At 30.0% G+C, this 15674-nt stretch carries 19 protein-coding genes; all 19 read right to left on the bottom strand.

The window, feature by feature from the left end; all coding sequences use genetic code 11:
* Nucleotides 1-40: 40 nt before the first annotated feature.
* The gene (recN, locus tag CDLVIII_RS15625) at nt 41-1729 is read right to left on the bottom strand and encodes a DNA repair protein RecN (RefSeq protein ID WP_009170413.1); all 1689 of its coding nucleotides are present in this window, start codon (nt 1727-1729) and stop codon (nt 41-43) included.
* Between the two features lie 19 nt (nt 1730-1748).
* Nucleotides 1749-2201: an arginine repressor gene (locus CDLVIII_RS15620; RefSeq protein WP_009170412.1), complete on the bottom strand. Its 453-nt coding sequence runs from the start codon at nt 2199-2201 to the stop codon at nt 1749-1751.
* Nucleotides 2198-3052 carry an NAD(+)/NADH kinase gene (locus CDLVIII_RS15615; protein WP_009170411.1) on the bottom strand — a complete coding sequence of 285 codons (855 nt, stop codon included), beginning with the start codon at nt 3050-3052 and terminating at the stop codon, nt 2198-2200. The genes CDLVIII_RS15620 and CDLVIII_RS15615 overlap by 4 nt, the downstream gene beginning before the upstream one ends.
* A gap of 17 nt (nt 3053-3069) precedes the next feature.
* A complete protein-coding gene (locus CDLVIII_RS15610; RefSeq protein ID WP_009170410.1) occupies nt 3070-3879 on the bottom strand; it encodes a TlyA family RNA methyltransferase in 810 nt (269 codons plus the stop codon).
* 12 nt (nt 3880-3891) lie between these two features.
* Complete coding sequence (dxs, locus tag CDLVIII_RS15605; RefSeq protein WP_009170409.1) at nt 3892-5748, bottom strand: 1-deoxy-D-xylulose-5-phosphate synthase; 1857 nt, start codon at nt 5746-5748, stop codon at nt 3892-3894.
* A 17-nt stretch (nt 5749-5765) separates the two neighbouring features.
* On the bottom strand, nt 5766-6635 hold the full coding sequence (locus CDLVIII_RS15600; RefSeq protein WP_009170408.1) for a polyprenyl synthetase family protein: 870 nt from the start codon (nt 6633-6635) through the stop codon (nt 5766-5768).
* Nucleotides 6622-6846 (bottom strand): exodeoxyribonuclease VII small subunit, encoded by a 225-nt coding sequence (locus CDLVIII_RS15595; RefSeq protein WP_009170407.1) that lies wholly within the window; start codon nt 6844-6846, stop codon nt 6622-6624. Before CDLVIII_RS15595 ends, CDLVIII_RS15600 begins: the two co-directional genes overlap by 14 nt.
* A 50-nt stretch (nt 6847-6896) precedes the next feature.
* On the bottom strand, nt 6897-8105 hold the full coding sequence (xseA, locus tag CDLVIII_RS15590) for an exodeoxyribonuclease VII large subunit (protein WP_009170406.1): 1209 nt from the start codon (nt 8103-8105) through the stop codon (nt 6897-6899).
* Entirely contained in the window at nt 8095-8943 is an 849-nt protein-coding gene (locus CDLVIII_RS15585; protein WP_009170405.1) for a bifunctional methylenetetrahydrofolate dehydrogenase/methenyltetrahydrofolate cyclohydrolase, read from the bottom strand. Before CDLVIII_RS15585 ends, xseA begins: the two co-directional genes overlap by 11 nt.
* A 291-nt stretch (nt 8944-9234) precedes the next feature.
* Nucleotides 9235-9636 carry a transcription antitermination factor NusB gene (gene nusB / locus CDLVIII_RS15580; RefSeq protein ID WP_009170404.1) on the bottom strand — a complete coding sequence of 134 codons (402 nt, stop codon included), beginning with the start codon at nt 9634-9636 and terminating at the stop codon, nt 9235-9237.
* 307 nt (nt 9637-9943) lie between these two features.
* The gene (locus CDLVIII_RS15575) at nt 9944-10324 is read right to left on the bottom strand and encodes an Asp23/Gls24 family envelope stress response protein (protein ID WP_009170403.1); all 381 of its coding nucleotides are present in this window, start codon (nt 10322-10324) and stop codon (nt 9944-9946) included.
* A 100-nt stretch (nt 10325-10424) separates the two neighbouring features.
* Nucleotides 10425-10940: a SpoIIIAH-like family protein gene (locus tag CDLVIII_RS15570; protein ID WP_009170402.1), complete on the bottom strand. Its 516-nt coding sequence runs from the start codon at nt 10938-10940 to the stop codon at nt 10425-10427.
* A gap of 39 nt (nt 10941-10979) precedes the next feature.
* On the bottom strand, nt 10980-11591 hold the full coding sequence (gene spoIIIAG / locus CDLVIII_RS15565) for a stage III sporulation protein AG (protein WP_009170401.1): 612 nt from the start codon (nt 11589-11591) through the stop codon (nt 10980-10982).
* A gap of 64 nt (nt 11592-11655) precedes the next feature.
* Nucleotides 11656-12267 (bottom strand): stage III sporulation protein AF, encoded by a 612-nt coding sequence (gene spoIIIAF, locus CDLVIII_RS15560; protein WP_009170400.1) that lies wholly within the window; start codon nt 12265-12267, stop codon nt 11656-11658.
* A 9-nt stretch (nt 12268-12276) separates the two neighbouring features.
* Nucleotides 12277-13584 carry a stage III sporulation protein AE gene (gene spoIIIAE, locus CDLVIII_RS15555; protein WP_009170399.1) on the bottom strand — a complete coding sequence of 436 codons (1308 nt, stop codon included), beginning with the start codon at nt 13582-13584 and terminating at the stop codon, nt 12277-12279.
* Between the two features lie 9 nt (nt 13585-13593).
* A complete protein-coding gene (gene spoIIIAD, locus CDLVIII_RS15550; protein ID WP_009170398.1) occupies nt 13594-13977 on the bottom strand; it encodes a stage III sporulation protein AD in 384 nt (127 codons plus the stop codon).
* 8 nt (nt 13978-13985) lie between these two features.
* Nucleotides 13986-14183 (bottom strand): stage III sporulation protein AC, encoded by a 198-nt coding sequence (spoIIIAC, locus tag CDLVIII_RS15545; RefSeq protein ID WP_009170397.1) that lies wholly within the window; start codon nt 14181-14183, stop codon nt 13986-13988.
* A 47-nt stretch (nt 14184-14230) separates the two neighbouring features.
* Nucleotides 14231-14749: a stage III sporulation protein SpoIIIAB gene (gene spoIIIAB / locus CDLVIII_RS15540; RefSeq protein WP_009170396.1), complete on the bottom strand. Its 519-nt coding sequence runs from the start codon at nt 14747-14749 to the stop codon at nt 14231-14233.
* The gene (gene spoIIIAA, locus CDLVIII_RS15535; protein ID WP_085959798.1) at nt 14737-15657 is read right to left on the bottom strand and encodes a stage III sporulation protein AA; all 921 of its coding nucleotides are present in this window, start codon (nt 15655-15657) and stop codon (nt 14737-14739) included. The genes spoIIIAB and spoIIIAA overlap by 13 nt, the downstream gene beginning before the upstream one ends.
* Between the last annotated feature and the right edge of the window lie 17 nt (nt 15658-15674).

The following is a 15674-nucleotide window of genomic DNA, read 5'->3' as shown; positions in this document are numbered from 1 at the left end:
ACATGGTTTTATTTTTACCAATTTTTTATTGTATATGTATTTATTTTTTAATTTCTATTTTTTTTTGCTCGCTTATTTCTATCATTTCTCTTACATTATTTAATGTTGCTTCTGTCACGCTATCTCCTGCTAACATTTTACATATCTCAAATTCTTTTTCCTCTTTTGATAAAACTTTTATTTTGGTAAATGTCTTATCGTCTCTTACCTTTTTAGCAACAAAATAATGGTAATCAGACAATACTGCTATTTGTGGCAAGTGAGTAATACATAAAACTTGATGTGTTTTTGACAATTGATACATTTTCTCGCCAACTCTTTGAGCAACAGCTCCGCTTATTCCTGTATCTATTTCATCAAATATCAAAGTCGGTATTTCATCCTTTTCAGCAAAAACGCATTTTAATGCTAACATTATTCTCGATAGTTCTCCACCCGATAGCACTTTTTCCAGCGGCATAAGAGGCTCTCCAGGATTTGTTGAAATTAAAAAGCTAACCTCGTCAAATCCTCTGTCATTAAAATCTTCTTCGCGGATAACTTTTATCTCCATCCTTGATTTTTCAAGTCCTACAAACACAAGTTCTTTTAAAATTTTTTCTTCCAATAACTTACCTTTGCTTACTCTAAGTTCATGAATAATCAAAGCCTGTTTTTCCATTTTAGATAAGATTTCTTTTTCCTTTTCCTTAAGTTCTTCTATTATTTTCTCAGAGTTAACTATTTCATTATATTGTTTTTTTATTTTCTCATGATATTGTAATATTTCCGGAACAGATGGGGCATACTTTTTCTTATACGTATTTATTTCATAGATTCTTCCATTAACTTTGTCTAAAGCCTCTTGATCAAAGACAACCTCTTCAGCCATATCACGAATTTCATGACTAGCTTCTTCTATTGCATAATATGCCTCTTCTATTGCTTGTTTATTTTTCTTTATCCTCTCAAAATGGCCTTCAACACTTGCGAGTTCTGCAATAACCTTTGAAATTGAATCAATCACACCAAATTCTTCATTTCCATTCAATATTCCATAAGATATTGCCAAACTATTATTTATCTTTTCAGCATTTGCTAATATATTATACTCTTCTTTTAATGTTTCTTCTTCATTTTCCTTAAGCTTTGCCTTTTCTATATCTTCAATTTGAAATTTCAAATAATCTAATAATTTTTCTCTATCTGAATTTCCATTAATTCTTTTGATTTCTTCTCTAATTTTAATTAAATCTTCTCTTAAGCTGCCAAACTTATTTAATGGACTTTGTATTTCATTTCCTATAAATCCATCTAAATATGATATATGAGTATTTCTTTGCAAAAGTTCTTGATTTGCATGCTGGCCATGAATGTCCAAAAGTTTTGCTCTTATTTTCCTAAGCTGAGATGTAATTAAGCTTTTTCCGTTAACCTTTATTAAATTTTTGCCACTGACATGACTTTCTCTTGAAATTATTAATATATCTTCATATTCAATATCTAGTTCATCTAAAACTTCGCTTACTTTAGACTTATCAAGAGTAAATAAAGCTTCCACATATGTTTTTTCTTCACCTGTTCTTATTAAATTTTTAAAAAATTTTCCGCCAAGAACAAAGTCTATTGCATCTATCATAATAGACTTTCCTGCTCCCGTTTCACCTGAAAGTATATTAAATCCTTCACTAAAGTTTATAGTTATTTCCTCTATTAATGCAAAATTTTTAATATTTAATTGAATTAGCATTTCATCCCACCCTTAATATCTATGATGACATTCTTTTTCTAATTTTATCTACTAAATCTTCAGCACTTTCAATGCTTCTTACTAAAATAAAAATAGTATTATCACCTGCTACAGTGCCTGCTATATCAGCACTTTCCAAATTATCTATTGCTTCAGCTGTAATTGGTGCTGAACCTGTTATAGTTTTTATAACAACCATCTTATCTACATTTTCTACTGTAAGTACAGTATTAGCTAAAATATTACTCAACCTGTCAATAATATTCTTTTGTTCTCCTGCTGATACAGCATACTTAGATTTACCGTTAGATGATTGCATTTTTATTAATTTTAAATTTTTAATATCTCTAGATACAGTTGCCTGAGTTACATCAAATCCTTCTTTCTTCAATGCTTCTGCTAGTTCCTCTTGAGTTTCAATTTCTCTTGAACCTATTATTTCAAGTATTTTTGTATGCCTTTTTGATTTCAAAGTTCATCACCATCACATTCTTTAGAATTATTTAAAACCTTGCTTCTTAACACTTTAAAATAGTCATAATCGTCAAATAATAGTAATTTTACATTTTTATTATTCTTACTTAATTTTATTGAAGTATCGTCATCGACTTTAATTGATTTCTGACCATCTACTGTTAAATAAATATTCTCATCCTCATGGTCTGCACATACTTCTATAACACTATTACCATTTAATATAATAGTCTGCATGCTTTTAGTATGTGGACATATAGGAGTTATTGATATAAGTTCCAAATCCGGATATATAAATGGTCCTCCAGCAGAAAAAGAATATGCTGTTGAACCAGTAGGTGTTGCTATAATAAGTCCATCACCTTTAAATGTAGAATATATTTTACCATCTACATATATTGTGAATTTTACCATTCTCGATAAAGTTCCTCTAGCTATTACTACATCATTTAATGCTCTAATATCCTCTTTGTATTCTTGCGATTCAACTTTACAGTTTAACATCATTCTTTCCGCTATGTTATATTTGCCTTCTTCTATATTATCAAGAGCCACATCAATATCAGATATATCAATACTTGTTAGAAATCCCAAGTTTCCTATATTTATCCCCAAGATAGGCGAATGGAAAGTTTCATTTAAAGCTCTTGCTATTCCTAAGAGAGTTCCATCTCCCCCTAATACAACAAGTAAATCAATACCTGTCAAGTCTTGTATTTCCATATCGTAAGCATTAAATACAAAAATATCTTCTAGCTCAAACCTATCTCTGAATTTCTTTATAACCATATCTAATATTCTATTATCTTTATCTTTTAACGAATTAATTGCAAATCCAATCCTTTTCATAGCCCCTCCTAAAGAAGTTAAATTTCCACATGCGATGCTTCAACTACCTTATCAATATCTTCATTTTTAAAATTGCTTTCTTTATTTTTATCCTTTGTAAAATACACTAAATATTCTATATTGCCTTCTGGACCCTTTATAGGAGAGTATCCTACGCCTAAGATATTTAATTCTTGTTCAATTAAAAAATCTATAATACCATGAACAACCTCTTTATGAGTACCTATTTCCCTTACAACACCTTTTTTGCCTACTTTTTCACGTCCTGCTTCAAATTGTGGCTTTATTAAAGCTACAACTTCACCATTTTCATTTAAAAGATTTAAAGTCGCCGGCATTATTTTTTTTAATGATATAAATGATACATCAATAGAAGCAAAATCTAATGATTCTCCTATATCTTCAAGAGTTACATATCTTATGTTCGTTCTTTCCATGCAGACTACTCTCTCATCAGTTCTAAGCTTCCAGGCAAACTGTCCATACCCCACATCTACTGAAAATACCTTTTTAGCCCCATTTTGAAGCATACAATCAGTAAATCCTCCTGTAGATGCACCTATATCCATACATACCTTACCTTCTAATGAAATATTGTATGTGTTCATTGCCTTCTCTAATTTAAGTCCACCTCTACTGACATACTTAAGAGTATCACCCCTATATTCTATATTAGCACTAATACTTACCTTCTCTCCTGCCTTATCTACTTTTTGGTCATCTACATATACTTTACCTTCCATAATGCAGGCTTTTGCTTTTTCCCTAGAAGTAATTATGCCCTTTTCAACTAAAAGTATATCAAGTCTTTCCTTTTTTTCCGCCATTTGTTTCTCCTTTTAATCATAAAGCTCTATTACAGCTTTACTTATGTTTTCGCAATCTAGTTTATATGTTTTGTATAAAATTTCCACATTTCCTTGAGGAATAAACTCATCGTCATATCCAAGACACCTAATAGTTCCTCTGTATTTTATTTCACTCAAATAATCTTTTATAGCCGAGCCTAATCCGCCTTTTAAAATATTGTCCTCTATTGTTAAAATATTGTATCCTTCTTTGTTAATGCTTTCCAGTAAGTTTTTATCAATTGGTTTTATAAATGTTGCATTTATTATAGTTGGATTAAGGCCCTTTTCATATAATATATCTTTAGCAAGCATTGCATGCTGAACCATTTTACCTGTTGATATTATACATACTTTAGAACCTTTGTTTATTATCTCCCATTTTCCTTCTTCAACAGCTTTAATCGGCGATAAGGTATTAATAATATTTCCACCTCTTGGATACCTTATAGCAACCGGAGCATTCTTATCAATAGCCCATTTTAATAAAACATCAACTTCTTCTAAACATTTTGGTGCAACTATATGTATATTAGGCATCATAGATAAATAGGATAAATCATTAATGCCCTGGTGTGTTTCTCCATCTTCCCCAACTATTCCAGCTCTATCTATTGCAAATACCACTGGAAGGTTTTGAATACAGACATCATGCAATACTTGATCAAAAGCCCTCTGTAAAAATGTAGAATAAATTGCAAACACAGGTTTTAATCCATTACTCGCCATGCCTGCTGCCAAAGTAACTGCATGCTCTTCTGCAATACCAACATCGAAAAATCTATCTTTGTATTTAGTTGAAAAACACTTAAGTCCAGTACCATCAGGCATTGCCGCTGTAATTGCAACTATTTTCTCATCCTGTGCTGCAATATTAACTAACGATTTTCCAAAGGCCTTTGAATAACTGTTTTTAGGTGACACTTTTAATTCTCCACTTTCTAAATTAAAAGGACCCACTGCATGATATTTACTTGGACTCTCTTCAGCTGATGCATATCCTTTTCCTTTTTGAGTTAATACATGTATTATTACTGGGCCATTAATTTCTTTTGCTTTTAAAAATACATCTGTCATTGCATCTATATCATGACCATCAATAGGTCCAATATACTTTATTCCTAAGTTTTCAAAGAACATAGATGGAACAACTAATTGTTTTATACTATCCTTAACCTTAGATATTTTTCCTGCAATGTTTTTCCCTAAGTTCGATGTATCTAGTGATGCATGTATATCTGTTTTAAGCTTATTATAACCTGGTGCTATTCTAAGCTTATTTAAATATCTTGATAATCCACCAACATTTTTTGAAATAGACATTTGATTATCATTTAATATGATTATTAAATTCGTTTTTCTAAAACCAACATCATTTAGCGCTTCAATTGCCATTCCACCAGTTAATGCACCATCACCTATAACTGAAATAACATTATAATTTTCTCTCTTTATATCTCTTGCCCTTGCAATTCCAAGAGCAGCTGATATAGAGGTACTGCTATGACCTGTGTCAAAATAGTCGTACTTACTTTCATTTCTTTTGGGGAATCCGCTCATTCCTTCAAACTGCCTAAGTTTTTTAAACTTATCTTTTCTTCCCGTTAATATTTTATAAATATAGCTTTGGTGTCCTACATCCCAAACAATTTTATCTCTATCAAAATTAAAAGCCTTAAATAAACTTAATGTAAGTTCTACAACACCTAGATTGGATGCCAAGTGTCCACCTGTTTTTGATACACTATCTATTAGAAATTCCCTAATTTCATCACTTAAGACATTATAATCATTTCCATTAAGCTTTTTTAAATCTTCTGGGAAGTTCAATTTATCTAATAATTTCACAATAATCATTCCCTCTATTAATTTTCTCTATTTAAAAGATTGTATGTTAAGCTTATTAAGCATTCTGAATTAACACTTAAATTCTTGAGAGCTAAGACACATTCTTCCGTTAACGAATCACATAATTCATTGCATTTTTCAATTCCAAAAACCGATATAAAATTAGTTTTATCATGTTCTTCATCAGTATGGATGTTCTTTCCAAGCTTTTGTGCATCACCAATAACATCTAATATATCATCTTTAATTTGGAAAACCAATCCCAGTTTAGCTCCATATTCCTCTAATATTTTCAAATCTTCTTTTGGTGCATTAGCCAAAATTGCGCCAGCAACTATTGATGCCTTTATTAAAGCTCCAGTTTTCTTTGAGTGCATATATTCAAGTTCATCTTTTGAAATTTTCTTGCCTTCAGACATGACATCTACTACCTGACCGCCAATCATTCCTTCTGCTCCAGCAGCAATGGCTATTTCATGCGCAGCTTCTAATGCATTTTCTTTATTCTTCAAAGCATAATTCATCATGATTATCATTGATTCATTTAATAATGCATCTCCTGCAAGAACTGCTATGTTTTCTTGAAATTTAATATGATTTGTAGGCTGACCTCTTCTTAGGTCATCATCATCCATGCATGGAAGATCATCATGAATTAAAGAATACGTATGAATCATTTCTATAGCTGCTGCCATTGGCATTACTTTTTTATATTCTTCTTTATAAATATAATAAGTCAATGCAAGTAATATAGGTCGAATTCTTTTGCCTCCTATATTTAAACTGTAACTACATGAATCATATATAACCTTGTTATATGTTCCTTTTTCTTTAAAATATTCTTTTAAATATTCATCAATATCTTCTTTTAATTTATTTATCTCCATAATTTTCACTAAACTCCACTTCTCTATCATCTTTAATTACAGAAACTTTTGATTCATATGAATCTAAAATCTTGTAAATCTTATTTACAAGTTTAACTCCTTCTTCATAAGATTTCATTGAATCCTCAAGATTTATCTCATCAGTTTCTAAATTATTTAATACTTCCTGAAGTTTAGCTAACATATCCTCATAACTTTCTTTCTTAGCCATAATAAAAACTCCTTATACTAACAATAAATAAATAATTACACCAGCTCATTTTATTTCATATGCCCTAAAGGTGTGAAGTTTCCATTAACTTCCCCATCTTTTAAAATAATTTTTAAATCTTTGATTTCCTTTAATTGTTCTTTTGATGTTATTAGATTTTTTTCATCATCTTCTATTATAGCATATCCTTTTGATATTACATTAATAGGGTTATGTGCAAAAAGAAGATTATTTAGACTTTTTATTTTATTCTTCTCATCCCTAATCTTTGCCTTTATGATGAAATTTAATCTATCTTGTAATTTATCTATTTCTAAATATGAATTAGATATTTTAGTTATTGGAGAGTGAAGCTTTAAAATTCTTTCTGCAGAAATTAAATTATTTTTGCATTCGCTCATTTTATCATCCATTATCTTATCTAAATCTTTAGATATCTCAAAAAGCTTTTCTTTTATAGTATTGCTTAACGGAACTGCTATTTCAGCGCCTTGAGATGGTGTTGCCGCTCTAACATCTGATACGAAATCACATATTGTAAAATCTATTTCATGTCCCACGGCTGAAATTATGGGTATTTTTGAAGCAAAAATAGTTTTAGCTAATTCTTCTTCATTAAAATTCCATAATTCTTCAATGGAACCTCCTCCACGGCCTACTATTATTATATCTACGGATCTCTTTTTATTAAAATAATTGATACCACTAATTATTTCCTTATATGCATCTATTCCCTGGACTTTAGCTGGATATAATACAAGATCGACTAAACTGCTTCTCCTAGTTGATACATTTATAATATCTCTAATTGCTGCTCCTGTAGGTGATGTAACTATCCCTATTCTCTGTGGATATTTAGGCAATGATTTTTTATGAGCTTCATCAAAATAGCCTTCCTTAGATAATTTTTCTTTAAGCTTCTCAAATTTAATAAATAAATCTCCAAGGCCTTCTTTTTGTATTTCATCACAATAAAGCTGAAAGCTTCCTGTTGCTGGATATATTGATGCCCTGCCTTTAATTACAACCTGCATTCCTTCTTCTAATGCAAAATCCAACAAAATTGCATTACTTTTAAACATAACGCAATTTATTCTGCCATTACCATCTTTAAGAGTAAAATAAATATGTCCGCTGCTGTGATATTTCAAATTAGAAATCTCCCCTTTTACAGAGAGATTACTTAAAATAAAATCATTGTCCAGCATTCTTTTAATATAATTGGTGACCTCAGAGACTGTTAATGTTTTAATGTTCATCTTCTCTTAAAGCCTCACATGCATTTTCTATTAAAAGAGTAGTTGTAAGCGCTCCAACTCCTCCTGGAACAGGTGTTAAAAACTTGCATTTATTTATAACCTTATCAAAATCGACATCACCAGTTATCTTTCCTTCAAAGGATGAAGTTCCAACATCTATTACAATAGAATTTTCATTAACATAAGTTTCATCAATAAATTTTGGTCTTCCAATTGCAACTACTAATATATCTGCCACTTTACAAACTTCTTTCAAATTTTTAGTCTTTGAATGGCATATTGTCACTGTAGCATTTTCATTTAATAATAGCTGTGCTACTGGCTTTCCAACTATATTGCTTCTACCTAGAACCACTACATTTTTACCTGTAATATCGATATTTAAACTTTTAATCAATGTAACTACAGAATTAGGTGTACAAGGCAAAAATCTTGGTTCTCCCATATATAACTTTCCTTGGCTTTCAAAAGTAAGACAGTCAATATCTTTACTTGGAGATATTTCTTTAATGATTTTCTTTTCATTAAATTTCTTAGGAAGAGGTAATTGTAAAATAATACCTTGAATATCATTATCATCATTTAATTTATGTATATCTGCTATTACATCCTCATCACTGCAACTTTCAGGCAATATTACCTTTAAAAACTCCACTCCTAAAGATGTAGCTACCTTTTCCTGGCTTCCCATGTAATAAATTGATCCGCCATCATTTCCCACTAATATAGATGCAATTTTAGGTATTTTTAAATTTCTTTCTTTTCTGTTATTAACAAAATATTTAATTTCCTCTTTTATTTTTAATGCTACTTCTTTACCACTTATAATTTGCCCCATTATAACACCTACCTACTTTATTTAGTTATGAGTTAAAAGTTATCAGTTAAGAGTTAAGGAAGAAAAGCCGCTGGCTTTTCTTAAATAAAAATATTTTTTAGAAATTCCTTTAGGAATTTCATCCTCAACTTATGACTTTTTACTCTCAATTTGTAACTTCAACTTATCTCTTACCACCTATTACTTTTATTTATTTGCTATATATATTATTATTTTTCCTTTTTACAAAAATATATATCATACTTTAATCTATGGTAATGTATACATTATGTAATTCTGTAATATATATAACTAGCTTTCCTTAATCTTGTCTAATACTCCATTTATAAATGCTACACTTTTTTCATCTGAATATCTTCTAGCAATTTCTAAAGCTTCATTAATTGCAACATTTCTTGGAACTTCCTTATCGTACAATACTTCATATGTTGCAAGTCTTAATATACTTAAATTTACTTTAGATATTCTATCTATCTTCCAATTATGTAAATTAGCCTCAATTACTTTATCAATTTCTTCTTTGTTATTTTCAATACCAATTAATGCTTGTTTTACATAAGTCAAATCGATTTCTTTTATATTTTCTTCGTAATTTTCTACAAATCCTTCTATTACCTCTTCTATTGTATCTTTACTCAAAGTCATTCCAAATAATAACTCCATAGTTTTTTCCCTTGATAACTTTCTATTCATATATTCCTCCTAAAACACGTATCATAGTTACTATGTACGTTTATAATTATACACATTTTTAATTTCTTTTAAACCTATTTAACACATTAAAGAGATTAACATTCAAATATATCATGATTATTTTTCAGCATGCAAGAAGATAAATTATCTTCATAATAATATCCTATTAAGACAGTCTGCTGACAAACAGTAACTTAATAAGTATAAATATGCCAATTGAGCTTCCTCAAGTAAAAAATAGGCCGCTAATTTTGAATGCGCCTCACATAGAAACACCCTCTGAAAGCTTCAGAGGGCGAAAATCAAACTAGTTAGATTCACTTTCTTCCTTTTTAGGTAAGTAAATATTCTGAACACAAATGTTAACTGCCTCTACATATAGTCCAGTCATTGCCTCAACAGTTTTTTTCACATTATCTTGAACCTGAGATACAACATCCATAATTTTTCTTCCATACTCAACTGATACATTCATATCAATAATTGCTCTGTCCTCTTCCAATGTTACTTTACTTGCTCTGGCAGTATTTTTTTTACCTTTAAATATGTTTGTTAAGTTATTTGTAACACTCATTTGACCATCTAATATTCCATCAACTTCCTGTGCCGCGATACCAGCTATGACACTCACCACTTCATCAGAAATTTTAACTACTCCAATGTTCTCTTCCCTAACTAAATCTTCCATGTTGCGTAACCTCCTAGGTTTTGTAATAACAAAACATGATAATCTTGTGTTTATTATATCAAATATAATTTAACATTACAAATACATTATGGTTTTTTTGCTATTTTTGAACTTGTATTATTACATCTTTTATTTTTGATATATCTTGAACAATTTCCTGTATAGCTACAGTTTCATTTTCTTGTAACTCTGTTGCTGATTTAACGATTACTGTGGCTTTATTCGAATCTAATCTGCATAAAGCATCTTCATATCCCTTATTTTTAATACTAAGCTCTATTCTTCCTTCGTTGTCTTTTGTCATTGTCTTTTGAGTTAATTCTTTTGTAGCTTCATCCTTTTGCTCTTTTGATGTATTAGCATCTGAAATTATGGAATTTAATGTTTGAATCGTAGCTGAATCCTGTTGATCTCTTTGGCTTTTAGCATCATAAAAATTATTTTGTTGATTTAATGCCTCTGCATCCTGTTCACTAGTTGATTTATCAGCAGATAAAACTTGACTTAAATCTGTTGGATCATTTAATCCTCCATTATTAAGTTTTGCAGCTAGCATCCCTACACATAGTATTAATGCTAATAATGTAAAAATAATCCCACATTGTTTCTTTGTCATAATAAACTTCCTCCCATTCTTTTTCTATAAAATTATATGCTACTTCTTCATGCTATATACATTAACCTTATCTAAACTTAAGTTATATAGTTTAGATACTGCTTGCTCTATTTCATATTTTATCTTGCTATTTTCAGCTCCTTCAGCAAGTACTATAACTCCAACAATTTTAGGTTTATATGTTTTTAATATGAATGGCTCATTATTTCCATCTGATGTTGACATAACAATTTTTGATGAATCTGTATCTTGATTATTTACTCTCTTCCCACCTTCTGTATCAGTTTCCTCTGTAGTTGATTTTTGAACATTTTTATCATATGCCGGAACTTTCTCTTCTCCATTTTCAAATGTCATCATTACCTCAACGTCACCAACTCCATCCATCTTTTTTAATATATTCTTTAAGTCTATCTTCTGTTTTTCTTCATAATTTACTTCTTCTTCACCACTTAACTTAGTTTTATCTCCACTATCTGCAGTTGTTATAGCCTCTGATTTATTATTATTAATTAAGTTCTTATTACTAGATGTTAATACATTCATAGCTATCAAAATAAAAACCAAAACTAAGCATATTATTATTAAATTTCTAAAATTTTTTTGTCCCAATATTTTATCAATTTCTTTTTTCAAGTTATTTTTATCCATGTTTTACCTCCTATTCTTCTTAATCACAAACAGTGTGTATATAAGCATTTAATCTTTGAATCAACTAATTTGAATCCTTTTTCATTGGATATACCTCTATCTTATCTTTTGAAATATCTAATTCATCAGATATATAATTTACTATTTCTGTATATTTTTCATTTTCATCTTTTGCATTTTCATTACTGTTATCGCTTATCACAATTTTTTTCACCTTGTTTACCTTGTTATCAGCTACACCTATCTTTAGTTTTTTTACATTAAAAGTTATATTAGAAAAATCTATATCACAGTCAACTTCACTTTTAAAGTCCTCATTTTTAAATTTATTTCTGAGTAGATTATCACAATTTTTATTAAAGTTATTTACAAAAGCTTTTTTCCTGCTATTTTCATTATCATCTTTTGTAAATGTGTCTGCATTATCAGAATTGATTTCATTTTCTTCCCTTGAAAAGACTTCTTCATAATTTTTGATATTGCTTATAACATCCCTTCCTCCATTTGATACAAACTTTAGAATCGGATTTAAGATCGCAGTTATTAGTATTAATCCTAATACAAATTTAATATATTTTTTCATCTTGTTATCGGGAGCCATAAGCTCTACTGCACTTATGAATATAAGAACAGTAACAAGATTTATCACAATGCTCTTTAAAGTTTCTATAAACATAAGCTATTCCTATCCTCCAACTATAAATCTTCCAGAAGACGCCATAATGCTAATGAGAACAAAGAAAACTAAAGTTACAGTAAGAACACATGAAATTATTAATACCATTGAACTCCCTGCCGCTTCTATAGATTTTGTTATCCTCGAATCACTTATTGGCTCAATCAATGCTGCTGATAATTTATATATAAATGTAATAAGTATTAATTTAATAAGAGGATGCAATAGAATTAAAATAATAACAACTAAGCCTATTGAACTTATTGCATTCTTTATGATGAGTGAATATCCTGCAACAGAAGCGATAGCATCTGAAAATGCTTTCCCCACTATGGGAATAAAATTATCTACTGCAAATTTTGCTGTCTTTAATGTAACTGCATCAATTGTAGTTGATGTTATTCCTCTAATTGTTAATAATCCTATAAAAATTGTAACTAGTATTCCCTGAAACCATACTATAACTTGCTTAAATAACTTGCATAGATTTGTTATCTTGTGTTCTGTCGAGATATTATTAGCAAATTCAAGAACAAAGCCCATTAGTATCATTGGAATTATGACATTGGAATATATTTTTGGAATGAATACCACCGCACCAAGTACGATAGGATCCAATGTTGCAGCCTGGCTAATCCCTCCTGCAAGTGAAATCATTGTAATAAGTACTGGAAGCAAAGCATTCATAAAATTCGAGACATCACTTATTACATCCTTTGCAACTGAAATTGAAATAATAAAACTTTTTGACAACAATACTATAATTAGAGAGTAACAGGCGTAAAAAGCAATCTGTGATATACTTTCACTCGAAAACGCTTCTTGCAGGTTCTTAAGCAGTGAACATATTATTGCTATTGTAACTATTGAGATTATAAGTGCTAAAACGCTCTTAACTTCTTTAAAAGTTATGCTTAAAACAGCCTTTAAAAGTGTATCAAGAGAAAGATTTCCCTTTCCTTCTTTTATATATGTCTTTATATATTCTGCTGGATCTAAGTTGTCCATAAGTTCTTCATCGCTTTTCATCTTGCTAATGTAATCATATAGCTTATAAATTTCTTCCTTAGCACTCCCGTCCAATTGCCCTATATTATCATCTGTGTTTTCTGTAACTTGTTTATTCTCTTCTGACTTATTATCATAGTTTGAATTGAAATTAGATTTAGCATTCGTATCCTTATTACCATTTTCTTCTGCTGCATAAACCGTATTTATTTTTAAAACTTCAGTACCTGGAATAAATGAGACTGAGACAATAATATTTATTGCAAGACTCATTATTAATAGAAGTGTAACTCTTTTTATTATCTTCATAATCTACACCTACATTATTTGCAATATAGAATTTAACACAGCCATAAGTATTGGAATTGCAAGTAATAAAATCATTATCTTGCCTGAAAAATCAATTTGTGTTGCAAGACTATCGGCATTAGCATCTTTGCAAAGTGCACTTGAAAATGATGCTATATATGCTATTGCCAAAATCTTTAATACAATTCCAATATAAACTGTATCAATGTTTGCTTTATCAGCAATTTCCTTTATAAAGTCAACTATTTCTTTAAGCGGTTCTATCATAATAAGAAGGATTAACGCACTCGCTCCTATACAAAGTAGTGGTCCAATTTCACTGCCAGATCTTCTAATAAGTACTAGAATAAATAATGCTGTAAAGGCTAATGCTACAATTTTTAATATAAGCATAATATCACCTACATCACAAACATCGTCTTAACAGTACCGAATAAATCACCAATAAGTGAAACTATCATAAGGAGAATTATTACAACTCCTGCTATGTTAGTAATAGCTGCTATTTCAGCTTTTCCGCTACTAGTTAACACCTTATCTAAGACCACTAAAAGTATCCCCGCGCCGCCAATTTTAAATAGAATACTTATATCATGCATTCATCTTCCCCCAGTCATATCATATTAGAATTCATTATCATCATGTTTTATATTATAAATATAATTATCATTGCCCCTAAGCACATTCCAAGATATCTATACAACTTTATATTTTTTTTAGCGCTATCATCAGCATCATTTAAATTCATTCTTATACCTTCAATAGCTAAAAAGAATATCTTTTCTTGACCATACACCCCAGATTCCCCAAGAGACTTAAAAAAATCCTCCATAATTTTTTTATCATCTTTATTTAAATAAAATTCTTTATCTAAACCCTTGAATTCTTCCACTGCACCTTGATGAACGCTTTCAACATTGCCCTTTGTTAGCCTGTTTGCAATAGCTTCTGTAAAACTACTTAGTGGACTGCATACTTTATATGAAAGATTTTCTAGTGCTTCTGGTAAAGGGGTCGTTCCATACATAACATCATTTTCAAGAATGGTTAATGCTTTTAATATTTCCTTAAGTTGATTCTGTCTTTTTCTGAAAGTTTCTCCATATGCAAAGCCAATATAAGTGCTTAAAATAAATATGCATATTGATAAGCTCAATTTAAGCACATGTTGTCACCTCCTTTTAGGCTATACACTTTTTCTATGGTTCCAACACCATTTCTATTGCTTAATATTATCACTCTCTCTAATATTTCATTATCAAGTAAATCACCTAAAACTTTTCGTTTGTATAAATCCTCAATAGTAAATCCATGAATTGTAGTAATTATATTAACTCCAGAATTAAAAGCCATAATAAGTGCTTCAATATCTCCTTTAGTTCCTATTTCATCACAAATCAAGACTTCTGGAGAAAGGCTTCTAATTGCCATAATAAGGCCTTCTCTCTTTAAGCAATTATCTAATACATCAGTTCTTATTCCCAAATCACTTTGTGGAACTCCAAAATGACATGCTCCTATTTCACTTCTTTCATCTATTACTACCACTTTTCTTCCGTTTAATCCTAAAGAAGATACTCCATTCGATATATTCCTGGCGATATCTCTTAAAATTGTTGTTTTACCACATTTAGGAGGTGATATCACTATTGTGTTATAAATTCTATGGGAAGAAGCTATATATTTCATTACCTTATCTGAACATCCTATAACTTCTCTGCAAATTCGCACATTAATAGATGAAATATTCCGTATAGTTTTAACTTCACCCTTTTCCATAACACACTCACCTGCTATACCTATTCGATGTCCTCCTTTAATCGTAATAAAGCCCTGCCTTATATCTTCTTCATATGCATATAATGAATAACTAGAAATCCTCTGAATCATGCTTTTCATATCTTCTTTTGTTGGAAAATAATTTACGATACTTTCTCCATACTTTGAATAAACTAAAATTGGTTGTCCAATCTTAAGTCTAAACTCATGAATTTGTTCATTTAAAAGCCTCTCCCTAAGTAATTCTCCTATTTTAAGCGGAAAAATTGCCACGATTTCCTCTTCACCTATCAAACTTCTCACTGCCTCCT

The organism is Clostridium sp. DL-VIII, from assembly GCF_000230835.1.
Classification (GTDB): domain Bacteria; phylum Bacillota; class Clostridia; order Clostridiales; family Clostridiaceae; genus Clostridium.
The sequence above is the reverse complement of the archived record's forward strand: the minus strand, read 5'-3'. Positions and strand labels throughout refer to the sequence as shown.